The sequence below is a fragment of the Leclercia sp. GHBNCSD genome (assembly GCF_055805075.1).
In genome coordinates, this window is sequence record NZ_JBQVYO010000001.1 from 3,268,871 (window position 1) to 3,290,040 (window position 21,170).

General features: G+C 56.5%; 20 protein-coding genes. 13 read left to right on the top strand and 7 right to left on the bottom strand.

Annotated features, from left to right (window positions below; all coding sequences use genetic code 11):
- The first annotated feature begins 271 nt into the window (after positions 1–271).
- The gene (gene maeB / locus ACT3IC_RS15685) at positions 272–2,551 is read left to right on the top strand and encodes an NADP-dependent oxaloacetate-decarboxylating malate dehydrogenase (RefSeq protein ID WP_156655009.1); all 2,280 of its coding nucleotides are present in this window, start codon (positions 272–274) and stop codon (positions 2,549–2,551) included.
- Between the two features lie 69 nt (positions 2,552–2,620).
- On the opposite strand, the gene hemF is transcribed toward maeB, so the two are convergent.
- The gene (gene hemF / locus ACT3IC_RS15690) at positions 2,621–3,520 is read right to left on the bottom strand and encodes an oxygen-dependent coproporphyrinogen oxidase (protein WP_103180663.1); all 900 of its coding nucleotides are present in this window, start codon (positions 3,518–3,520) and stop codon (positions 2,621–2,623) included.
- Positions 3,520–4,395 (bottom strand): N-acetylmuramoyl-L-alanine amidase AmiA, encoded by an 876-nt coding sequence (gene amiA, locus ACT3IC_RS15695; protein WP_103180661.1) that lies wholly within the window; start codon positions 4,393–4,395, stop codon positions 3,520–3,522. Before amiA ends, hemF begins: the two co-directional genes overlap by 1 nt.
- Before the next feature lie 212 nt (positions 4,396–4,607).
- On the opposite strand from amiA, the gene ACT3IC_RS15700 reads away from it, so the two are divergent.
- The 10 genes from ACT3IC_RS15700 (at position 4,608) to pdxK (ending at position 12,951) form a co-directional block, all read left to right on the top strand.
- Positions 4,608–5,033: a GNAT family acetyltransferase gene (locus ACT3IC_RS15700; protein ID WP_032613000.1), complete on the top strand. Its 426-nt coding sequence runs from the start codon at positions 4,608–4,610 to the stop codon at positions 5,031–5,033.
- Complete coding sequence (locus ACT3IC_RS15705) at positions 5,020–5,469, top strand: DUF2919 domain-containing protein (RefSeq protein ID WP_103180659.1); 450 nt, start codon at positions 5,020–5,022, stop codon at positions 5,467–5,469. Before ACT3IC_RS15700 ends, ACT3IC_RS15705 begins: the two co-directional genes overlap by 14 nt.
- Before the next feature lie 62 nt (positions 5,470–5,531).
- Positions 5,532–6,107 carry an RpoE-regulated lipoprotein gene (locus ACT3IC_RS15710; protein ID WP_159340069.1) on the top strand — a complete coding sequence of 192 codons (576 nt, stop codon included), beginning with the start codon at positions 5,532–5,534 and terminating at the stop codon, positions 6,105–6,107.
- A gap of 93 nt (positions 6,108–6,200) precedes the next feature.
- Complete coding sequence (locus tag ACT3IC_RS15715; protein WP_156655005.1) at positions 6,201–7,100, top strand: Dyp-type peroxidase; 900 nt, start codon at positions 6,201–6,203, stop codon at positions 7,098–7,100.
- Between the two features lie 174 nt (positions 7,101–7,274).
- Complete coding sequence (locus tag ACT3IC_RS15720; protein WP_103180653.1) at positions 7,275–8,291, top strand: sulfate ABC transporter substrate-binding protein; 1,017 nt, start codon at positions 7,275–7,277, stop codon at positions 8,289–8,291.
- A complete protein-coding gene (gene cysT / locus ACT3IC_RS15725; protein ID WP_159340070.1) occupies positions 8,291–9,124 on the top strand; it encodes a sulfate/thiosulfate ABC transporter permease CysT in 834 nt (277 codons plus the stop codon). The genes ACT3IC_RS15720 and cysT overlap by 1 nt, the downstream gene beginning before the upstream one ends.
- Positions 9,124–9,999, top strand: a complete 876-nt coding sequence (cysW, locus tag ACT3IC_RS15730) for a sulfate/thiosulfate ABC transporter permease CysW (RefSeq protein ID WP_473478093.1) — start codon at positions 9,124–9,126, stop codon at positions 9,997–9,999. The genes cysT and cysW overlap by 1 nt, the downstream gene beginning before the upstream one ends.
- The gene (gene cysA, locus ACT3IC_RS15735; RefSeq protein WP_103180647.1) at positions 9,989–11,083 is read left to right on the top strand and encodes a sulfate/thiosulfate ABC transporter ATP-binding protein CysA; all 1,095 of its coding nucleotides are present in this window, start codon (positions 9,989–9,991) and stop codon (positions 11,081–11,083) included. Before cysW ends, cysA begins: the two co-directional genes overlap by 11 nt.
- Positions 11,084–11,197: 114 nt before the next feature.
- On the top strand, positions 11,198–12,109 hold the full coding sequence (cysM, locus tag ACT3IC_RS15740) for a cysteine synthase CysM (RefSeq protein WP_159340071.1): 912 nt from the start codon (positions 11,198–11,200) through the stop codon (positions 12,107–12,109).
- Positions 12,110–12,114: 5 nt separating this feature from the next.
- Positions 12,115–12,951 (top strand): pyridoxine/pyridoxal/pyridoxamine kinase, encoded by an 837-nt coding sequence (gene pdxK, locus ACT3IC_RS15745; protein WP_103180643.1) that lies wholly within the window; start codon positions 12,115–12,117, stop codon positions 12,949–12,951.
- 47 nt (positions 12,952–12,998) lie between these two features.
- Here the strand turns inward: pdxK and crr are convergent, their stop codons facing one another.
- The 5 genes from crr to cysZ all read right to left on the bottom strand — a co-directional run bounded on the left by crr (position 12,999) and on the right by cysZ (position 17,842).
- Complete coding sequence (crr, locus tag ACT3IC_RS15750) at positions 12,999–13,502, bottom strand: PTS glucose transporter subunit IIA (protein WP_039029658.1); 504 nt, start codon at positions 13,500–13,502, stop codon at positions 12,999–13,001.
- 43 nt (positions 13,503–13,545) lie between these two features.
- Positions 13,546–15,273 (bottom strand): phosphoenolpyruvate-protein phosphotransferase PtsI, encoded by a 1,728-nt coding sequence (ptsI, locus tag ACT3IC_RS15755; protein ID WP_103824678.1) that lies wholly within the window; start codon positions 15,271–15,273, stop codon positions 13,546–13,548.
- A 44-nt stretch (positions 15,274–15,317) separates the two neighbouring features.
- Positions 15,318–15,575: a phosphocarrier protein Hpr gene (gene ptsH, locus ACT3IC_RS15760; RefSeq protein WP_000487600.1), complete on the bottom strand. Its 258-nt coding sequence runs from the start codon at positions 15,573–15,575 to the stop codon at positions 15,318–15,320.
- 379 nt (positions 15,576–15,954) lie between these two features.
- Positions 15,955–16,926, bottom strand: coding sequence for a cysteine synthase A (gene cysK, locus ACT3IC_RS15765; protein ID WP_039029656.1), 972 nt, complete (start codon positions 16,924–16,926; stop codon positions 15,955–15,957).
- A 154-nt stretch (positions 16,927–17,080) separates the two neighbouring features.
- A complete protein-coding gene (gene cysZ / locus ACT3IC_RS15770; protein WP_103180640.1) occupies positions 17,081–17,842 on the bottom strand; it encodes a sulfate transporter CysZ in 762 nt (253 codons plus the stop codon).
- A gap of 230 nt (positions 17,843–18,072) precedes the next feature.
- Between cysZ and zipA the strand changes: the two genes are divergently transcribed.
- Entirely contained in the window at positions 18,073–19,086 is a 1,014-nt protein-coding gene (gene zipA, locus ACT3IC_RS15775) for a cell division protein ZipA (RefSeq protein ID WP_263950357.1), read from the top strand.
- 68 nt (positions 19,087–19,154) lie between these two features.
- Positions 19,155–21,170, top strand: coding sequence for an NAD-dependent DNA ligase LigA (gene ligA, locus ACT3IC_RS15780; RefSeq protein ID WP_159340072.1), 2,016 nt, complete (start codon positions 19,155–19,157; stop codon positions 21,168–21,170).

Here is a 21,170-nt window from a genome sequence, read left to right on the forward strand (position 1 = left end):
ATAAAAGAGTTGGTGGAGTGTGTTAGATCACACTTCTGCGAAATTCGCGATGGACTTAACAAAAAAGCATAGCAGACGGACATGGTCTTGCTTCGCTGGGCAGGTAACATGATTGTTATAAATTGATAACAATTTTTGTTTTTGGATAGTGAGACTTTGGCACCCTTCAAAGTTTGAACCGCAGTCAGCAGCGATACTATCCGCCACCCTGGGTGAACTCAGACCATAACAACATCACCCATTTTGAACGACACGTGAAAGGAACCTTACAATGGACGATCAGTTGAAACAGAGTGCCCTCGATTTTCATGAATTCCCTGTACCCGGCAAAATTCAGGTCTCCCCCACCAAGCCTCTCGCAACCCAGCGCGATCTGGCGCTGGCTTACTCCCCGGGCGTGGCTGCGCCGTGCCTCGAAATCGAAAAAGATCCGCTGGCGGCCTACAAATACACCGCCCGCGGCAACCTGGTGGCGGTGATCTCCAACGGCACCGCGGTGCTGGGGCTGGGGAATATCGGGGCGCTGGCCGGTAAACCGGTCATGGAAGGGAAAGGGGTACTGTTCAAGAAATTCGCCGGTATCGACGTGTTCGATATTGAAGTGGACGAGCTCGACCCGGACAAATTTATCAACGTGGTGGCCGCGCTGGAGCCGACCTTTGGCGGCATCAACCTGGAAGATATCAAGGCGCCGGAATGTTTCTATATCGAGCAGAAACTGCGCGAGCGGATGAACATTCCGGTGTTCCACGACGATCAGCACGGAACCGCCATCATCAGCACCGCCGCTATCCTCAATGGCCTGCGGGTGGTGGAGAAAAACCTCTCTGACGTGCGCATGGTGGTCTCCGGTGCGGGTGCGGCAGCTATCGCCTGTATGAACCTGCTGGTGGCGCTGGGGATGCAGAAGCACAACATCGTGGTCTGCGACTCCAAAGGCGTTATTTATAAAGGCCGCGAAGCCAACATGGCGGAGACCAAAGCTGCCTACGCCGTGGAGGATGACGGCAGGCGCACTCTGGCAGAGGTGGTGGAGGGCGCAGATATCTTCCTTGGCTGCTCGGGCCCGAAAGTGCTGAACGAAGAGATGGTGATGAAGATGGCGCGCGCGCCGTTAATCCTCGCCCTGGCCAACCCGGAGCCGGAGATCCTGCCCCCGCTGGCGAAAGCGGTACGCCCGGATGCCATTATCTGTACCGGTCGTTCAGACTACCCAAACCAGGTGAACAACGTTCTCTGCTTCCCGTTCATCTTCCGCGGGGCGCTGGACGTCGGCGCGACCGCCATCAACGAAGAGATGAAGCTGGCAGCGGTTCACGCCATTGCCGAGCTGGCCCATGCGGAGCAGAGCGAAGTGGTGGCCTCCGCCTATGGCGATCAGGATCTGAGCTTTGGCCCGGATTACATTATTCCGAAGCCGTTCGATCCGCGTCTGATTGTCAAAATTGCGCCAGCGGTGGCGAAAGCGGCGATGGATTCCGGCGTGGCAACGCGCCCGATCGCCGACTTTGATGCCTACGTCGATAAACTCACCGAATTCGTCTACAAAACCAACCTGTTCATGAAGCCGATCTTCTCCCAGGCGCGCGCGGACGCAAAACGCGTGGTGCTGGCGGAAGGGGAGGAGGCGCGCGTCCTGCACGCCACTCAGGAGCTGGTAAGCCTGGGGCTGGCAAAGCCGATCCTGATTGGTCGTCCGAGCGTGATCGAGATGCGTATCCAGAAGCTGGGTCTGCAGATCAAGCCAGGCGTCGATTTCGAGATCGTCAACAATGAATCCGATCCACGCTTCAAGGAGTACTGGAGCGAGTACTACAGCATCATGAAGCGCCGGGGGATCACCCAGGAGCAGGCGCAGCGGGCGGTGATCGGCAACACCACGGTGATCGGGGCGATCATGGTGCACCGCGGTGAAGCCGACGCGCTGATCTGCGGCACCATCGGTGAGTACCATGAGCACTTCAGCGTGGTGCAGGAGATCTTCGGCTATCGCGACAACGTGCATACTGCCGGGGCGATGAATGCGCTGCTGCTGCCAAGCGGTAACACCTTTATTGCCGATACCTACGTCAACGACGATCCGACCCCGGAACAGCTGGCGGAAATTACGGTGATGGCGGCGGAAACGGTGCGTCGCTTCGGTATCGAACCGAAGGTGGCGCTGCTGTCGCACTCCAACTTTGGCTCATCCAAATCGGCTGCCGCCTGCAAAATGCGCCAGACGCTGGCGCTGGTGCGCGAGCGCGCGCCGGAGCTGATGATCGACGGGGAGATGCATGGCGATGCCGCGCTGGTGGAGAGCATCCGTAACGAGCGGATGCCGGACAGCCCGCTGAAAGGCTCTGCCAACGTACTGATCATGCCGAACGTGGAAGCGGCGCGTATCAGCTACAACCTGCTGCGCGTCTCCAGTTCAGAAGGGGTGACCGTCGGGCCGGTGTTGATGGGGGTGGCGAAACCGGTGCATGTATTAACCCCGATTGCCTCGGTGCGCCGTATCGTGAACATGGTGGCGCTGGCGGTGGTTGAGGCGCAGACGCAGCCGCTGTAGTGGGTAAGTGTCGGGTGGCACTTTCGCTTACCCGACCTGTAGGTCGGGCAAGCGCAGCGCTGCCTGGGGTTAAACCCAGTCGCGAACCTTAATAAAATCCTTCAGGGCAGCCTCCGGGCTGCCTTCTTTTGGCTCATAGCTGTACTCCCAGCGCACCAGCGGCGGCATCGACATCAGAATCGACTCCGTGCGCCCGCCGGTTTGCAGACCGAACAGCGTCCCGCGGTCCCAGACCAGGTTAAACTCCACGTAGCGCCCGCGGCGATAGAGCTGGAACTCGCGCTCGCGCACCCCGTAATTGTGGTTTTTCCGCCGCTCGACAATCGGCAGGTACGCATCGGTATAGCCCTTGCCCACAGCCTGCATAAAGCGGAACGCGGTATCAAAATCGGGGGTGTTGAGATCGTCAAAGAACAGCCCGCCAATGCCGCGCTGCTCGTCGCGATGCTTCAGGTAAAAATAGTCGTCGCACCACTTCTTGTATTTCGGATAGACCTCGTCGCCAAAAGGCTGACACAGATCGCGGGCGGTCTGGTGCCAGTGCACCGCGTCCTCTTCAAAGCCGTAATAAGGCGTTAAGTCGAAGCCGCCACCGAACCACCACACCGGCTCAGCACCCGGTTTTTCGGCGATAAAAAAGCGCACATTAGCGTGGCTGGTCGGTACAAAGGGGTTATGTGGGTGCACCACCAGCGAGACGCCCATTGCCTCAAAGCTGCGGCCTGCCAGCTCCGGGCGGTGCGCGGTGGCCGAGGCGGGCATCGCGTCGCCGTGGACGTGGGAGAAGTTAACCCCGGCCTGCTCGAACACGCCGCCGTTGCGCAGTACGCGGCTGCGTCCGCCGCCACCGGCCTCGCGCTGCCACTCGTCCTGCTGGAATTCACCGCCATCGACGGCGCTCAGTTTCTGGCAAATGTCATCCTGCAGTTGCAGCAGAAAGGTTTTAACCAGCTGTGCATTGGGTTTCATCAACGTTTCCTGGAGTGCGCTTTCTGGTTATCGAACCAGTTAAAGTAACTGATAATGCCGGAGGCAATCGCGTTGGCGATCTTCTGGCGAAACGCCGTCGTGCCGAGCAGACGCTCCTCTTCCGGGTTGGTAATAAAAGAGGTTTCCACCAGCACTGATGGAATCGACGGCGATTTCAACACCACAAACGCCGCCTGCTCGGTGCCTTTACTGTGCAGACGGTGTACCGGCTTAATCTTCTTCAGAATATGCGAGCCGAGCGTCAGGCTGTTTTTGATGGTATCCGTCTGAACAAGGTCAAACAGCACCTGCTGCAGGAGATGATCTTTGTCGGTGGTTTTCTTTCCGGCCACTTCATCCGCGCGGTTTTCCCGGTCGGAGAGGTATTTTGCCATGGCGCTACTGGCGCCGCGGTTGGAGAGGGCAAATACCGATGCCCCCGCCGCCGACGGGTTAGTAAAGCCGTCGGCATGTATCGACATAAACAGATCCGCGCCGTGCTTGTGGGCGATCTCCACGCGGTCGTACAGCGGAATGAAGGTGTCGCCGGTGCGGGTCAGGCGGGCGTCAATGCCGTTGTTGCGTAAAATCGACCGGACATTTTTTGCAATTGCCAGCACAACGTGTTTTTCTTTCGATCCGTTTCTGCCAATGGCGCCGGTATCAATGCCGCCGTGACCCGGATCGAGCATCACCAGACGCTTCGCGCCGGGTTTTTTGGTTTTGGGTTTACTGTGTCCGTTACTGGTTTTGAGCGTGCTCTCGTCTTTTGCCTGAGCCTGCTTTGCGATGCCCGTTAACGTTAAGGCCGCCAGCCCCGCTTTGAGAACCTGACGACGCGATGTGAGTGCTTTTAATGGTTTGAATGTGCTCATGCGGCCTGAATTGTAAAAATTGGGGTCCTGGTGTTATATCGTATCGTCTTTTCCGTTACGACAGTCCATGTGGCGAATTGTTTTACTTTTCATTTCAATACGTGACAAAGTGCCATTATGCCAAATTTTCAGGCGTTTTTCGCGGGATATTGGCGAAAGCGGGCGTTCGCGTCATAATCACTGTTTTTGAACCCAAAAAGGCGGTTAATACCATGGAGATACGTGTTTTTCGCCAGGCAGACTTCGAAGAGGTGATCACTCTCTGGGAGCGCTGCGAGCTCCTGCGACCGTGGAACGATCCGGAGATGGACATCGAGCGCAAGCTCAATCATGACGTCAGCCTGTTTTTGGTGGCGGAGGTGAACGGCGAAGTGGTAGGCACCGTAATGGGCGGCTACGACGGGCATCGCGGCTCGGCGTACTATCTGGGCGTGCACCCGGAGTTTCGCGGGCGTGGTATCGCCAACGCGCTGCTCAATCGTCTGGAAAAGAAACTGATCGCCCGCGGCTGTCCAAAAATTCAGATCATGGTGCGGGAAGATAACGACATGGTACTGGGTATGTACGAGCGTCTTAACTATGAACATGCCGACGTGCTGACGCTGGGCAAGCGCCTGATAGAAGATGAAGAGTATTGATTTTCACCCGGGCGACTATGACAGCTATGGCCGGGTACGCCTGCCGTTTCTGTTCTGGTGCGTGCTGCTCCTTCAGGCGCGCACCTGGGTGCTGTTCGTGCTGGCTGGCGCCTCCCGGGATCAGGGCAACACGCTGCTGAGCCTGTTTTATCCCGATCGCAATAACTTCTGGCTCGGGCTGCTGCCGGGGCTCCCGGCAGTAGTTGCCTTTTTACTGAGCGGGCGACGTCATCTCTGGCCGCGCCTGTGGCGTGCGCTGCACGGGCTGCTTATCCTTGCCCAGGGTGTGTTGCTGTGCTGGCAGCCGCTGCTGTGGCTGAACGGCGAAGCCCTGAGCGGCCCAGGCATTGCGCTGGTGGTGGCCGATATTGTGGCGCTGCTGTGGCTGCTGACCCATCCTCGTCTGCGCGCCTGTTTCACCCCCGAGAAAGATTAAACGGCACTTTTTAGCGATGCTGTACTCCAACAAGCGTTCAAATAACCAGAAAGGGACTCCCGATGAAATCGCTGCGTTTACTGTTATGTGCGCTCCCCGTTGTCCTGACGGGCTGCTCAACGCTTTCCGCCGTTAACTGGTCTGCGGCTTATCCCTGGAACTGGTTCGGCTCATCCAGCGATGTGACTGAGCAGGGGGTGGGCAACCTCACCGCCGCCACGCCGCTGGAACAGAGCGCCATCGAATCGGCATTAGGCGGTGATTACCGGCTGCGCAGCGGCATGAAAACCGAGAACGGCAACATTGTGCACTATTACGAAGCACTGAAAGATGACCAACTGGCCCTGGTGATTAACGGTAATAAAGAGACGGTGACGCGCATCGAGGTGCTGGATAGCGACATCGAAACTGACACTGGGGTGAAGATCGGTACTCCGTTCAGCGACCTCTATCAGAAAGCCTACGGCAACTGCGCGAGCGCCCCTGCAGAAGAGGGGGTGGCGGTAGAGTGCAAGGCGGAAGGCAGCCAGCATATCAGCTATCAGTTCAGCGGAACCTGGAATGGCCCGCAAGGGTTAATGCCCTCTGACGACACCCTGAAAAACTGGAAAGTCAGCAAAATTATCTGGCAGCAGTAAATTGCGCCTGGACAAGCCGCCTCGCTGAAAAAGCGGGTATAATCGCCGCCAACCATGCCACGACTTCGTGGCATCTTTTTTTCAGGAGGAGCGATGTCTCAGGTTCAGAGTGGCATTTTGCCAGAACATTGCCGCGCGGCGATTTGGATCGAAGCCAATGTCAAAGGGGATGTTGATGCCCTGCGTGCGGCCAGCAAAGTCTTTATTGATAACGTGGCCACCTTCCAGGCCAAATTCCCGGATGCCCACTGCGGCGCAGTGGTGGCATTTGGTCACAACGTCTGGCGTCAGCTGAGCGGCGGAGAAGGGGCCGAAGAGTTGAAAGACTTTGTCCCTTACGGTAAAGGTCTGGCTCCGGCCACCCAGTACGACGTGCTGATCCATATTCTCTCTCTGCGTCACGACGTGAACTTCTCCATCGCCCAGGCTGCGATGGCTGCCTTTGGCGACTGCGTTGAAGTAAAAGAAGAGATCCACGGTTTCCGCTGGGTGGAAGAGCGCGATCTGAGTGGCTTTGTTGACGGCACCGAAAATCCGGCAGGGGACGAGATCCGTCGTGAAGTCGCGGTGATCAAAGAGGGCGTGGACGCGGGCGGCAGTTACGTCTTCGTCCAGCGCTGGGAGCACAACCTCAAACAGCTCAACCGCATGAGCGTACACGACCAGGAGATGATGATTGGCCGCACCAAAGAGGCCAATGAAGAGATCGACGGCGACGATCGCCCGGCGACCTCTCACCTGAGCCGCGTGGATCTGAAAGAGGATGGCAAAGGGCTGAAGATTGTCCGCCAGAGCCTGCCGTATGGTACCGCCAGCGGCATACACGGCCTCTACTTCTGCGCCTACTGCGCGCGTCTGTATAACATTGAACAGCAGCTGCTGAGCATGTTTGGCGATACCGACGGCAAGCGCGACGCGATGCTGCGTTTCACCAAACCGGTGACCGGCGGCTACTACTTTGCGCCATCCATCGAGCGTCTGCTGGCATTATAAAACGGCACTCCTTTCACAGGCCGGGCAAGCGTAAGCGCCACCCGGCACTTTTCCCGCACCCTTATTCCCTTTTCTGCTTCCAAATCACTAAACGGTATATAAAACCGTTACTCCTTTAGTACGCGTTATAAATATCATGACCCTGAGAAAAACATCACATCTTAAGGGTGCGCAATGGCCATTACTGTACTGAAAAAAGGATCTCTGGTGCTGGCAGCTTCAGTGTTGCTGGTCGCGCAGGCGCAGGCAACCGAGCTGCTGAACAGCTCCTATGATGTCTCGCGCGAGCTGTTTGCCGCCCTGAACCCGCCCTTCGAACAGCAGTGGGCGAAAGAGAATAACGGCGATAAGCTGACCATTAAGCAGTCTCATGCCGGCTCGTCGAAACAGGCGCTGGCCATTCTGCAGGGGCTGAAGGCCGATGTGGTCACCTATAACCAGGTCACTGATGTGCAGATCCTGCACGATAAAGGCAAGCTGATCCCGGCCAACTGGCAGAGCCGTCTGCCAAACAACAGCTCGCCGTTCTACTCAACCATGGGCTTCCTGGTACGTAAGGGCAACCCAAAGAACATCCACGACTGGAACGACCTGGTGCGTTCTGACGTGAAGCTGATCTTCCCGAACCCGAAAACCTCCGGCAACGCCCGTTACACTTACCTGGCCGCCTGGGGCGCCGCAGACAAAGCGGACGGCAACGATAAAGCCAAAACTGAACAGTTCATGACCCAGTTCCTGAAAAACGTTGAAGTGTTTGATACCGGCGGTCGCGGTGCCACCACCACCTTCGCGGAACGCGGTCTGGGCGATGTGCTGATCAGCTTTGAATCGGAAGTGAACAACATCCGTAAGCAGTACGAAGCCCAGGGCTTTGAAGTGGTTATCCCGAAAACCAACGTTCTGGCGGAGTTCCCGGTAGCGTGGGTGGATAAAAATATCGAAGCCAACGGCACGGAGAAGGCGGCAAAAGCCTATCTCAACTATCTCTACAGCCCGCAGGCGCAGACGGTGATCACCGATTACTACTATCGCGTGAATAACCCGGACGTGATGAACAAGCTGAAAGACAAATTCCCGCAGACCGAGCTGTTCCGCGTGGAAGAGCACTTTGGTGCCTGGCCTGAGGTGATGAAGACCCATTTCGCCAGCGGCGGTGAGTTAGACAAACTGTTGGCGGCGGGGCGTAAGTAATGTTTGCAGTTTCCTCCAGACGTGTGCTGCCGGGCTTTACCTTAAGCCTCGGGACCAGCCTGCTGTTCGTCTGTCTCATTTTGTTATTACCGCTCAGCGCGCTGGTGGTCCAGCTCTCTGAGATGAGCTGGTCCCAGTACTGGGAGGTGATCAGCAATCCGCAGGTGGTGGAGGCCTATAAAGTGACGCTGCTGTCGGCGTTTGTTGCCTCCCTGTTTAACGGCGTGTTCGGCCTGCTGATGGCGTGGATCTTAACTCGCTACCGTTTTCCGGGCCGCACGCTGCTGGATGCTCTGATGGATTTACCCTTCGCGCTGCCCACCGCGGTGGCGGGCCTGACCCTGGCCTCGCTGTTTTCCGTCAACGGTTTTTACGGCGAGTGGCTGGCGAAGTTTGATATCAAAGTGACCTATACCTGGCTCGGCATTGCGGTGGCGATGGCCTTTACCAGCATCCCGTTTGTGGTGCGAACCGTGCAGCCGGTGCTGGAAGAGTTAGGCCCGGAATATGAAGAGGCGGCAGAAACGCTGGGCGCAACGCGCTGGCAGAGCTTCCGCAAGGTGGTACTGCCTGAGCTTTCTCCGGCCCTGCTGGCGGGCGTGGCGCTGTCGTTCACCCGCAGCCTCGGTGAGTTTGGCGCGGTGATTTTTATCGCCGGTAACATCGCGTGGAAAACCGAAGTGACCTCGCTGATGATTTTTGTTCGCCTGCAGGAGTTTGATTACCCGGCGGCGAGCGCCATTGCCTCGGTGATCCTGGCGGCATCGCTGCTGCTGCTGTTCTCGATTAACACTCTGCAAAGTCGCTTTGGTCGACGCGTGGTAGGTCACTGATGGCGGAAATCACTCAATTGAAACGCTACGACGCTCCCCGTATCAACTGGGGAAAATGGGTGCTGATTGGCACCGGCGTGATGGTATCGGCCTTCATTCTGGTCGTGCCGATGGTCTATATCTTTGTCCAGGCGTTCAGTAAAGGGATTATGCCCGCGCTGCACAATCTGGCCGACCCGGACATGCTGCATGCCATCTGGCTGACGGTAATGATTGCGCTTATCACCGTGCCGGTGAACCTGGTGTTCGGTGTTCTGCTGGCCTGGCTGGTCACCCGCTTTAACTTCCCGGGCCGCCAGCTGCTGCTGACCCTGCTGGACATTCCATTTGCGGTTTCACCGGTGGTGGCCGGTCTGGTCTATCTGCTCTTCTACGGCTCCAACGGCCCGCTGGGCGGCTGGCTGGATGAGCATAACCTGCAGATCATGTTCGCCTGGCCGGGCATGGTGCTGGTTACGATATTTGTCACCTGTCCGTTTGTGGTACGTGAGCTGGTGCCGGTGATGTTAAGCCAGGGCAGCAACGAAGACGAAGCGGCGGTGCTGCTGGGCGCATCCGGCTGGCAGATGTTCCGCCGCGTCACCCTGCCGAATATCCGCTGGGCGCTGCTCTATGGCGTAGTGTTGACGAACGCCCGTGCAATTGGCGAGTTCGGGGCCGTTTCTGTTGTATCCGGCTCCATTCGCGGTGAAACCCTGTCGCTGCCGTTACAGATTGAACTGCTGCAGCAGGACTACAACACCATCGGCTCCTTTACCGCCGCAGCGTTGCTGACGCTGATGGCTATTTTGACCCTGTTTTTGAAGAGTGTGGTGCAGTGGCGTTTAGAGAATCAGGAAAAACGTCAGCATCAGGAGGGAAATCATGAGCATTGAGATTGCCAATATTAAGAAGTCTTTTGGTCGCACCCAGGTGCTGAATGATATCTCGCTGGATATCCCTTCCGGACAAATGGTGGCGCTGCTGGGGCCGTCTGGCTCCGGTAAAACCACGCTGCTGCGTATCATCGCCGGTCTCGAGCATCAGACCAGCGGGCACATCCGCTTCCACGGCACTGACGTGAGCCGCCTGCATGCCCGCGACCGTAAAGTGGGCTTTGTGTTCCAGCATTACGCCCTGTTCCGCCACATGACGGTGTTCGATAACATCGCCTTTGGCCTGACGGTGCTGCCGCGTCGTGAACGTCCGGACGCCGCCACCATCAAGGCGAAAGTTACCAAACTGCTGGAGATGGTGCAGCTGGCTCACCTGGCTGATCGTTATCCGGCGCAGCTCTCCGGCGGCCAGAAACAGCGTGTGGCCTTAGCGCGCGCCCTCGCCGTTGAGCCGCAAATCCTGCTGCTGGACGAACCCTTTGGCGCGCTGGATGCGCAGGTGCGTAAAGAGCTTCGCCGCTGGCTGCGTCAGCTGCATGAGGAGCTGAAATTCACCAGCGTCTTCGTGACCCACGATCAGGAAGAGGCGATGGAAGTGGCCGACCGGGTGGTGGTAATGAGCCAGGGGAATATCGAACAGGTTGATGAGCCTGAGCAGCTCTGGCGTGAACCGGCGACCCGCTTCGTGCTGGAGTTTATGGGTGAAGTGAACCGACTGCACGGCAATATCCGCGGCGGCCAGTTCCATGTCGGGGCCCACCGCTGGCCGCTGGGTTACACCCCTGGCTATCAGGGGCCGGTCGATCTCTTCCTGCGTCCGTGGGAAGTGGATGTCAGCCGTCGCACCAGTCTCGACTCGCCGCTGCCGGTCCAGGTGCTGGAAGCCAGCCCGAAAGGTCATTACACCCAACTGGTCGTCCAGCCGCTGGGCTGGTACAACGAACCGCTGACGGTGGTGATGCGCGACGAGGAGCCGCCGCACCGCGGTGAACGCCTGTTTGTCGGCCTGCAACATGCGCGCATTTACCATGATAAGGATCGCATCGAGACGCGGGGAGATCTTGCTCTGGCGGAATCTGCCTGATAGGTTAACGCCACGTAGTTTTGCCGGGTGGCGCTGCGCTTACCCGGCCTACGATATGCTCTGTGTAGGCCCGGTAAGCGTCAGCGCCACCGGGCTTTTTATTGGACAGCGGTCATGAACACATTAGAACAAACCATCGGCAACACCCCTCTGATCAAGCTGCAACGGATGGGGCCGGATAACGGCAGCGAAATCTGGATCAAACTGGAAGGCAACAACCCGGCGGGTTCGGTGAAGGATCGTGCCGCGCTGTCGATGATTGTCCAGGCGGAAAAGCGCGGTGAAATCAAGCCCGGCGATGTGCTGATCGAGGCGACCAGCGGGAACACCGGCATTGCGCTGGCCATGATCGCCGCCCTCAAAGGCTATCGCATGAAGCTGCTGATGCCGGACAACATGAGCCAGGAGCGCCGTGCCGCGATGCGGGCCTATGGTGCCGAGTTAATTCTGGTCAGTAAAGAGCAGGGTATGGAGGGGGCTCGCGATCTGGCTCTTGAGATGGCGAACCGGGGCGAAGGTAAGCTGCTGGATCAATTCAACAACCCCGATAACCCCTATGCCCATTACACCACCACCGGCCCGGAGATCTGGCAGCAGACCGAAGGCCGCATCACCCATTTTGTCTCCAGCATGGGAACCACGGGCACCATCACCGGCGTCTCCCGTTTTCTGCGTGAGCAGGAAAAAGCGGTCACCATTGTTGGCCTGCAGCCGGAAGAGGGGAGCAGCATCCCGGGTATTCGCCGCTGGCCTGCGGAGTACATGCCGGGCATTTTTAATGCTCAGCTTGTGGACCAGGTGCTGGATATTCACCAGCGCGAGGCGGAAAATACCATGCGTGAACTGGCCGTACGCGAAGGTGTTTTCTGCGGCGTCAGTTCAGGCGGCGCGGTAGCGGGCGCCCTGCGCATTGCACAGGCGGTGCCGGGCGCGGTGGTGGTGGCGATCGTCTGCGATCGCGGCGATCGCTATCTCTCTACCGGCGTGTTTGGTGAGGAGAGCTATACGCAAGGGGCAGGGATCTAAAGGCGATGGAGATGATTTTATTCCGGGATAAAACCCGGGCGCAGCAGAGCGATATTGTGGCGGTTCAGTCGCAGGTGGTGTACGGCAGCGTGGGTAACAGCATTGCGGTGCCTAATATTCGCCAGCATCGCCTCAACGTGACGGCGATACCAACCGTGCTGTTCAGTAATACCCCCCACTACGACACCTTTTACGGTGGGGTGATCCCCGACGAGTGGTTCAGCGGCTACCTGCAGGCGCTGGAAGAGCGGGACATTTTGCGGGAGCTGAAAGCGGTCACCACCGGCTACATGGGCAGCGCCAGCCAGATTATCCTGCTGGCGAACTGGCTGCGCACGATTAAGGCACAGCATCCGGATCTCTTTATCCTGGTGGACCCGGTCATTGGCGACACCGACAGCGGAACCTACGTTAAACCCGAAATCCCGGAAGCCTACCGTCAGCATCTGCTGCCGCTGGCGCAGGGGATTACGCCCAATGTCTACGAGCTGGAAGTGCTCAGTGGCAAATCGTGTCGGGATAACGCCAGCGCCATTGCCGCGGCAAAAGGGCTACTTTCTGATACGCTGCAGTGGGTAGCGATTACCAGCGCCCCCGTGGCTGGTGACGCTGACGCTATTCATGTAGTGTTGGTATCCCATGACGAGGTGACAATCAGTACCCATCCCCGCGTCAACGTCGATCTTAAAGGTACTGGCGATCTCTTCTGTTCAGAGCTTGTCAGCGCGCTGGTGCAGAATGAGAGCGTGGCGGCGGCGATAAGCCGTGCAGGGGAGAGGGTGACGCAGGTCATGCAGTATACTCAGGAAAAAGGGTACGACGAGCTGGTTTTACCTCTCTGACAAACAAAAATGGCGCCCGAAGGCGCCATTTTTCTGTGCGGCAAAAATTACTTTTTGATGCGGATAACCGGGGTTTCACCCACGGTGACGCTGCCGGACAGTTTAATCAACTCTTTGATTTCGTCCATGTTGGAGATAACAACCGGCGTCAGGGTAGACTTGGCTTTCTCTTCCAGCAGTGGCAGATCGAATTCAATCACCGGATCGCCAACTTTAACGCGCTGGCCTTCTTCAGCGATACGCTTGAAGCCTTCGCCTTTCAGTTCAACAGTGTCGATACCGAAGTGAACGAACAGCTCAATACCGCTATCGGATTCGATAGAGAATGCATGGTTGGTTTCAAAAATCTTACCAATCGTGCCGTCAACCGGTGCAACCATTTTGTTACCGGTTGGTTTGATAGCAATGCCATCACCAACGATTTTCTCAGCAAATACGACATCTGGCACGTCTTCGATGTTGACGATCTCACCAGACAGCGGAGCAACAATCTCAATAGTTCCGGTGTCGTTATTGCCTTTGTCACCGAATAGTTTACTAAATAAACCCATTAGACTTCTCTCCTAAGCAGTAATTTGGGCCGCATCTCGTGGATTAGCAGATTGTTTTTTCTTCAATGAACTTGTTAACCAGCGTCATTAACTCGTCCGTTGTCGGTTGAGCAAGAGCCTGCTCTGCTAACACCTTCGCATCTTCGAAGTTCGTGTTACGGATAATCTTCTTGATACGCGGGATGGAAATGGCGCTCATAGAGAATTCGTCCAGACCCATACCCAGCAACAGAAGTGTAGCACGTTCATCGCCTGCAAGCTCACCACACATGCCTGTCCACTTACCTTCTGCATGAGAAGCATCAATAACTTGCTTGATCAAGTTCAGTACGGACGGGGACATTGGCTGGTAAAGATGTGAAATCATATCATTACCACGGTCAACTGCCAGGGTGTACTGGGTTAAATCGTTGGTACCAATACTAAAGAAGTCCACTTCTTTGGCTAAATGACGGGCAATCGTCGCGGCAGCAGGGGTTTCTACCATCACGCCAACTTCGATAGCTTCGTCGAATGCTTTACCTTCGTCGCGCAGTTCCTGTTTGAAGATTTCGATCTCTTTCTTCAGTGAACGCACCTCTTCAACAGAGATGATCATCGGGAACATGATGCGCAGTTTACCGAAAGCGGAGGCGCGCAGGATAGCGCGGACCTGGTCGCGCAGGATCTCTTTACGATCCATTGCGATACGCACGGCACGCCAGCCCAGGAACGGGTTCTCTTCTTTCGGGAAGTTCATGTACGGCAGCTCTTTGTCGCCGCCGATGTCCATAGTACGGACGATAACGGCCTGGGAGCCACAGGCTTCAGCAACCGCTTTATAGGCAGCGAACTGCTCTTCTTCGGTTGGCAGGGCGTCACGGTCCATGAACAGGAATTCAGTACGATAGAGACCGACACCTTCCGCGCCGTTGCGCTCAGCGCCATCGACGTCGCGTACGGTACCGATGTTTGCGCACACTTCTACCTGATGACCATCCAGCGTAATAGCTGGCAGATCTTTCAGCTTAGCGAGTTCCGCTTTTTCAGTCGCAACCTGCTCCTGAACGGTACGCAGTTTTTCGATCTCTTCGTTAGTTGGGTTGACGTAAACCACGTTGTTTACGGCATCCAGAATCAGATAATCGTCGTTTTTCACCTGTGCGGTCACGCTACCGGTACCCACGATGGCTGGCAGCTCCAGAGAACGCGCCATGATAGAGGTGTGGGAGGTACGGCCACCCGCGTCGGTGATGAAACCCAGCACCTTGTTCAGGTTCAGCTGTGCGGTTTCTGACGGGGTCAGGTCGGCAGCAACCAGGATGACTTCATCCTGAATCGCGCTCAGATCGATAATGGCAAGGCCAAGGATGTTGCGCAGCAGGCGCTTACCGATATCACGCACGTCAGCCGCGCGTTCTTTCAGGTATTCATCGTCCAGCTCTTCCAGGGCAGATGCCTGACCTTCGATAACTTCATGCGCAGCGGCATCCGCTGTCATGCCTTTATCTTTAATCAGGGCTATGATTTCCTGCTCAAGCTCCTCATCTTCGAGCAACATAATGTGCCCTTCGAAGATGGCTTCTTTTTCTTCACCGAAAGTTTCGCCAGCTTTAGTTTTGATCGCTTCCAGTTGCGCAGATGCTTTTGCACGGCCACTCAGAAAACGTTCAACTTCCTGATTTACCTTATCAGCAGAAATTTTTTTCCGGTCGATGACGATCTCGTCTTCTTTCAACAGAAGTGCTTTGCCGAAAGCGATACCCGGGGATGCTAAAATGCCTGAAATCATAACCCTACCTTACTTGTGACTGATATTTAAAAGAACCCGGATACTTACTCGAGCTCAGCCATCAGTTTAACCAGATGCTCAACTGCTTTCTGCTCGTCTTCGCCTTCCGCGGAGATGGTCACAACGGTGCCCTGAGTCAGACCCAGAGTCTGCAGTTTGAACAGGCTTTTTGCGCTTGCGCTTTTGCCGTTGGAAGTCACAGTGATCTCAGAAGTGAAGCCTTTTGCTTCTTTAACAAACTGAGCAGCAGGGCGGGTGTGCAGACCGTTCGGAGCGGTAATGGTAACTTCTTGCTGGAACATTGTATTTCCCCAACTTATTGGTTTAGTGTTGTGGAACTAAAGTCTAGCCTGGCGGCAGGACTTTAGCCTGTATTGTTAGCACCGGCTTAACGGCACGAGGCACAAATGTGTCAAACGTATTCCGGCACTGGCATGTCAGGCTGCTGACGTCTCGCTCGACATTAAACATTATGCCGCGAAAGCAAGACTTGAACCAAATCATAAAATCGATTCAGCAGCGCGAATTCCTGGATCGATTAATTTCGTGCTTCAAAATAATTGTCAGCTTAAATACCAGAGCCAACGGGGTTGAGCAATGCCGGAAGAGATAAAAGTTTGAAGCAGGCCACAAAAAAGCACCCAGTTGGGTGCTTTTTTACGCGATATTTACATTCTGGCACTACTGTTGCAGTTCTTTTTCAGTGAAGAGATCGGCAAACAGGGCAGTACTTAAATAACGCTCACCCGACGATGGAAGAATAACCACGATGTTCTTATTGGTAAAGGTTTCATCCTCGAGTAATTTCAACGCGGCGGCTACGGCAGCACCGGAGGAGATACCCGCCAGAATACCCTCTTCTTCCATCAGGCGGCGCGCGGTAGAAATGGCTTCATCGTTGGTGATAGCCACAACTTTATCAATCAGTTTCAGATCCAGGTTGCCCGGAATAAAGCCCGCGCCGATACCCTGAATCTTATGCGGGCCCGGCTTCAGTTCTTCTCCGGCCAGCGCCTGGGCAATGACTGGAGAGTCGGTTGGCTCAACGGCAACGGTAATAAGGTCTTTTTTACCTTTTGTACCTTTAATATAACGGCTCACGCCCGTCAGCGTACCGCCGGTACCCACACCAGAGATAAAGACATCAACCTGACCGTCGGTATCTTCCCAGATCTCCGGACCGGTGGTCTTCTCGTGGATTTCCGGGTTAGCCGGGTTGCTGAACTGCTGCAGCAGCAGGTATTTAGCCGGATCGCTGGCCACAATTTCTTCTGCTTTCTGAATAGCGCCTTTCATGCCTTTTGCGCCTTCGGTTAAGACCAGATTTGCGCCCAGGGCCTTCAGCAGTTTACGACGCTCAATACTCATGGTTTCTGGCATGGTCAGCGTCAGCTTATAACCGCGCGCGGCGGCAACGTAGGCCAGCGCGATACCGGTGTTACCGCTGGTTGGTTCAACCAGCTCAACGCCCGGTTTCAGTACGCCACGCTTTTCCGCATCCCAAATCATGTTGGCACCGATACGGCATTTTACGCTGAAGCTTGGGTTACGAGATTCTACCTTCGCCAGGATGCGTCCATTACCGATACGGTTCAGTCGAACCAGGGGCGTGTGACCGATAGTCAGCGAGTTATCTTCAAAAATCTTACTCATGGCCTGTCCTTAACTGTTTGAAATTGGGATACCGTCCCAGCATACCTGTTGCATAGGTAGGGGGAAGTAAGGAAATCGCATATCTATATGCTGCATAGAAATAATGGGGATCAGTATGGAATAAGGGGCGGCATAAGCCACCCCTCTTTTTAACTTATTTCCACAAAGCGTGTTTGTCGCGATAACAATCCACCCACATCGCCGTCGCGCCGCACACCGCTACCGGCATGATGAAAAGGTTAAGGAACGGAATCATGGTGAACAGGCTGGTCAGCGCGCCAAACTGCATATTGGCCATCTTACGGCTGCGCAGGGCGGTGCGCATCTCTTTGAAGGGCACCTTATGGTTATCAAAGGGATAGTCGCAATACTGGATGGCCAGCATCCACGCACTGAACAGGAACCAGAGTACCGGCGCTACGGTCTGTCCGATGCCGGGAATAAAATAGAGGAGCAGCAGCACGATGGCGCGGGGCAGATACCATGCCAGCTTTTGCCATTCGCGTTTCATAATGCGCGGCAGATCTTTCATGATCCCCAGCACGCCGGTGTCCGGCGGCGTGGCGCCCGTCAACCGCGCTTCCAGCTGTTCGGCGAGCAGACCGTTAAAGGGCGCGGCGATCCAGTTGGCGAGCGTCGAGAAAAAGTAGCCAAACACCAGCAGCACCGAAACGATCGCAATCGGCCATAGTAGATAGCTCAGCCATTGCAGCCAGTCGGGGACATGGCTCATGAGCGCCGGGATCCAGCTGTCCAGACGGGTAAACAGCCACCAGAAGGCGCCCCCCATCAGCAGAACGTTGATCAGCAGAGGCAGGATCACAAAGCGTCTGATGCCGGGCAGGGAAACCAGTTTCCAGCCCTGCGAAAAGTACCAGACGCCGCTGCGTGAAGGGGAAGATGTCGATGAAACCATAACCAGGTTGAGCTCCTTTTATCACAACCAGTGAAATTGCCTGCCTATATTAGCCAGTTGCGGCACGTTGACCAGTTCGGAAATGTTCGAAAAAACAGCAAAAAGCACGATTTAACTCATCTTTATGCTGCGAATGCTCTGCACGCACTTGCACTTGACGTAATCGGCAAATACTCTTAGTGAGTAAATGTTTGCCGTGGTGGCAAGGTGTTAGAACAACAGAGAATATAATGATGCAGGATTTGCGTCTGATATTAATCATTGTTGGCGCGATCGCCATAATCGCTTTACTGGTCCATGGGTTCTGGACCAGCCGTAAAGAGCGCTCTTCTATGTTTCGCGATCGCCCACTGAAGCGCATGAAGTCTACCCGTGACGACGATAGCGATGAGGATATCGACGACATGGAAGATGAGGGTGTGGGTGAAGTACGCGTTCATCGGGCCAATACTGCGCCCGGCGCAGGCCATGGGGAGCATGAAGCGCCTCGTCAGCCTCCGCAGCATCAGTACCAGCCGCCTTACGCCTCTGCACAGCCACGTCCCGCTGCGCCGCAGCCCGTGGCCGAACCGGTACGCCAGCCGCAGCCGCAGCCGCAGCAGCATGAACCTGTGCGACAGCAGCCCGTGCCGCAGCAGCATGAACCTGTGCGTCAGCAGCCGCAATATGCCGCTCAGCCTGAACCACAGCCGCAGCCACAACCTGTCGTACAGCAGGCGTCACAGCCTGTTGCACCAGCGCCGCAACCCGCCCCTGCGCCAGCACCGGTTTCAGAGCCGGAGCCGGTTGTCGAGGCCGCGCCAGTGGCTGAAAAACCACAGCGTAAAGAGACGGTGATTGTCATGAGCGTTGCGGCTCACCAGGGCACCACCCTGAATGGCGACGTGCTGCTTAACAGCATTCATCAGGCGGGCTTTAAATTTGGCGATATGAATATCTTCCATCGCCACCTCAGCCCTGACGGCAGCGGCCCTTCGCTGTTCAGCCTGGCGAATATGGTTAATCCGGGAACCTTCGATCCGGAGATGACCGGTGATTTCACGACGCCGGGCATTACCATCTTTATGCAGGTGCCTTCGTATGGCGATGAACTGCAAAACTTTAAGCTGATGCTGCAGTCCGCTCAGCATATTGCCGATGAAGTCGGCGGTATGGTGCTCGACGATCAGCGTCGAATGATGACGCCGCAGAAACTGCGCGAATATCAGGACCGCATCCGCGAAGTGAAAGAAGCTAACGCGTAAACATTCGCGTTTGTTTCACACCTCCTCAACCCCCGCCTGTCGGGGGTTTTTCTCATTAATGGTGCGACATGGACTCAATCGAACAACAACTCACCGAACTGCGAACCACGCTTCGCCACCATGAATATCTCTATCATGTGATGGATGCGCCGGAAGTGCCGGACGCGGAGTATGACCGTCTGATGCGTGAGCTGCGCGAGCTTGAAGCGCAGCACCCCGAGTTAATCACACCGGACTCGCCAACTCAGCGCGTCGGGGCGGCACCGCTGGCCTTTTTCAGCCAGGTACGTCATGAAGTGCCGATGCTGTCGCTGGATAACGTCTTTGATGAAGAGAGCTTCCTCGCCTTCAACAAACGCGTCCAGGATCGCCTGAAACATACCGATGCCCTGAGCTGGTGCTGCGAGCTGAAGCTGGATGGGCTGGCCGTCAGCATTCTGTACGAAAACGGGGTGATGATCCGCGCGGCCACCCGCGGCGATGGCACCACCGGCGAGGACATTACCGCCAATGTGCGTACCATCCGCGCGATTCCGCTCAAATTACATGGCGAGAACATTCCGGCACGTCTCGAAGTGCGCGGCGAAGTTTTCCTGCCCCAGGCGGGATTTGAAAAAATTAACGAAGAGGCGCGTCGTACCGGCGGCAAAATCTTCGCCAACCCCCGCAATGCCGCCGCCGGATCGCTGCGCCAGCTCGACCCGCGCATTACCGCGAAGCGTCCGCTGACGTTCTTCTGCTATGGGGTCGGCATCCTGGAAGGGGGCGAGCTGCCTGATACCCATCTGGGCCGTTTGCTGCAGTTTAAAGCCTGGGGGCTGCCGGTCAGCAACCGGGTGCAGCTGTGCGACTCGCCGGAGGCCGTGCTGGCGTTTTATCGTCAGGTTGAAGCCGATCGTCCGACGCTGGGCTTCGATATCGACGGGGTGGTGATCAAAGTCAACTCTCTCGCGCTGCAGGAACAGCTTGGCTTTGTCGCCCGTGCGCCGCGCTGGGCGGTAGCCTTTAAGTTCCCGGCGCAGGAGCAGATGACCTTTGTGCGCGACGTTGAGTTCCAGGTGGGCCGTACCGGGGCGATAACGCCGGTGGCGCGTCTGGAGCCGGTTCAGGTGGCTGGGGTACTGGTCAGCAATGCAACCCTGCACAACGCCGATGAGATCGACCGGCTGGGGCTGCGAATTGGCGATAAAGTGGTGATCCGCCGTGCCGGGGATGTGATCCCGCAGGTGGTGAACGTAGTGGAATCAGAGCGTCCTGACTATACGCGCCCCGTTGAGTTCCCGACCCACTGTCCGGTGTGCGGGTCCGACGTTGAGCGCGTCGAAGGAGAGGCCGTAGCCCGCTGTACCGGCGGTTTAGTCTGCGGTGCCCAGCGCAAAGAGTCCCTGAAACATTTCGTCTCCCGCCGGGCGATGGATGTTGACGGTATGGGCGACAAAATCATCGACCAACTGGTAGAGAAAGAGTATGTCCATACGCCAGCCGATCTGTTCCGCCTGACGCCCGGTAAGCTGACCGGGCTGGATCGCATGGGGCCTAAATCTGCCCAGAATGTGGCCGACGCGCTGGAAAAGGCCAAAGAGACCACCTTTGCCCGTTTCCTCTACGCACTGGGGATCCGTGAAGTGGGCGAGGCGACGGCGGCGGGGCTGGCGGGCTATTTCGGTACGCTGGAGGCGCTGGAAAAGGCGACGATCGACGAACTGCAAAAGGTGCCGGACGTTGGCATCGTGGTTGCTACCCACGTCTTTAACTTCTTCTCGGAAGAGAGCAACCGCGACGTTATCGGCCAGCTGCTTAACGAAGGGATTCGCTGGCCTGCGCCGGTGGCGATCAACGCCGACGAGATCGACAGCCCGTTTGCCGGCAAAACCGTGGTGCTGACCGGCAGCCTGAGCCAGCTTTCACGCGATGATGCTAAAGCGCGTCTGACGGCGCTGGGGGCGAAGGTGGCCGGCAGCGTGTCGAAGAAAACCGACCTGGTGATTGCCGGTGAAGCGGCGGGCTCTAAACTTGCCAAAGCGCAGGAGCTGGGCATTACGGTCATCGACGAAGCCGAAATGCTACGTCTGTTGGGAGAGTAA

Coding starts and splice junctions, on each gene's coding strand:
- cysK (WP_039029656.1), bottom strand. CDS start 16,926: ATGAGTAAGATTTTTGAAGATAACTCGCTGACTATCGGTCACACGCCC.
- ACT3IC_RS15710 (WP_159340069.1), top strand. CDS start 5,532: ATGAAATCGCTGCGTTTACTGTTATGTGCGCTCCCCGTTGTCCTGACG.
- zipA (WP_263950357.1), top strand. CDS start 18,073: ATGATGCAGGATTTGCGTCTGATATTAATCATTGTTGGCGCGATCGCC.
- ligA (WP_159340072.1), top strand. CDS start 19,155: ATGGACTCAATCGAACAACAACTCACCGAACTGCGAACCACGCTTCGC.
- ACT3IC_RS15700 (WP_032613000.1), top strand. CDS start 4,608: ATGGAGATACGTGTTTTTCGCCAGGCAGACTTCGAAGAGGTGATCACT.
- cysZ (WP_103180640.1), bottom strand. CDS start 17,842: ATGGTTTCATCGACATCTTCCCCTTCACGCAGCGGCGTCTGGTACTTT.
- hemF (WP_103180663.1), bottom strand. CDS start 3,520: ATGAAACCCAATGCACAGCTGGTTAAAACCTTTCTGCTGCAACTGCAG.
- ptsI (WP_103824678.1), bottom strand. CDS start 15,273: ATGATTTCAGGCATTTTAGCATCCCCGGGTATCGCTTTCGGCAAAGCA.
- ACT3IC_RS15715 (WP_156655005.1), top strand. CDS start 6,201: ATGTCTCAGGTTCAGAGTGGCATTTTGCCAGAACATTGCCGCGCGGCG.
- ptsH (WP_000487600.1), bottom strand. CDS start 15,575: ATGTTCCAGCAAGAAGTTACCATTACCGCTCCGAACGGTCTGCACACC.
- pdxK (WP_103180643.1), top strand. CDS start 12,115: ATGGAGATGATTTTATTCCGGGATAAAACCCGGGCGCAGCAGAGCGAT.
- cysW (WP_473478093.1), top strand. CDS start 9,124: ATGGCGGAAATCACTCAATTGAAACGCTACGACGCTCCCCGTATCAAC.
- ACT3IC_RS15720 (WP_103180653.1), top strand. CDS start 7,275: ATGGCCATTACTGTACTGAAAAAAGGATCTCTGGTGCTGGCAGCTTCA.
- amiA (WP_103180661.1), bottom strand. CDS start 4,395: ATGAGCACATTCAAACCATTAAAAGCACTCACATCGCGTCGTCAGGTT.
- cysA (WP_103180647.1), top strand. CDS start 9,989: ATGAGCATTGAGATTGCCAATATTAAGAAGTCTTTTGGTCGCACCCAG.
- cysM (WP_159340071.1), top strand. CDS start 11,198: ATGAACACATTAGAACAAACCATCGGCAACACCCCTCTGATCAAGCTG.
- cysT (WP_159340070.1), top strand. CDS start 8,291: ATGTTTGCAGTTTCCTCCAGACGTGTGCTGCCGGGCTTTACCTTAAGC.
- crr (WP_039029658.1), bottom strand. CDS start 13,502: ATGGGTTTATTTAGTAAACTATTCGGTGACAAAGGCAATAACGACACC.
- maeB (WP_156655009.1), top strand. CDS start 272: ATGGACGATCAGTTGAAACAGAGTGCCCTCGATTTTCATGAATTCCCT.
- ACT3IC_RS15705 (WP_103180659.1), top strand. CDS start 5,020: ATGAAGAGTATTGATTTTCACCCGGGCGACTATGACAGCTATGGCCGG.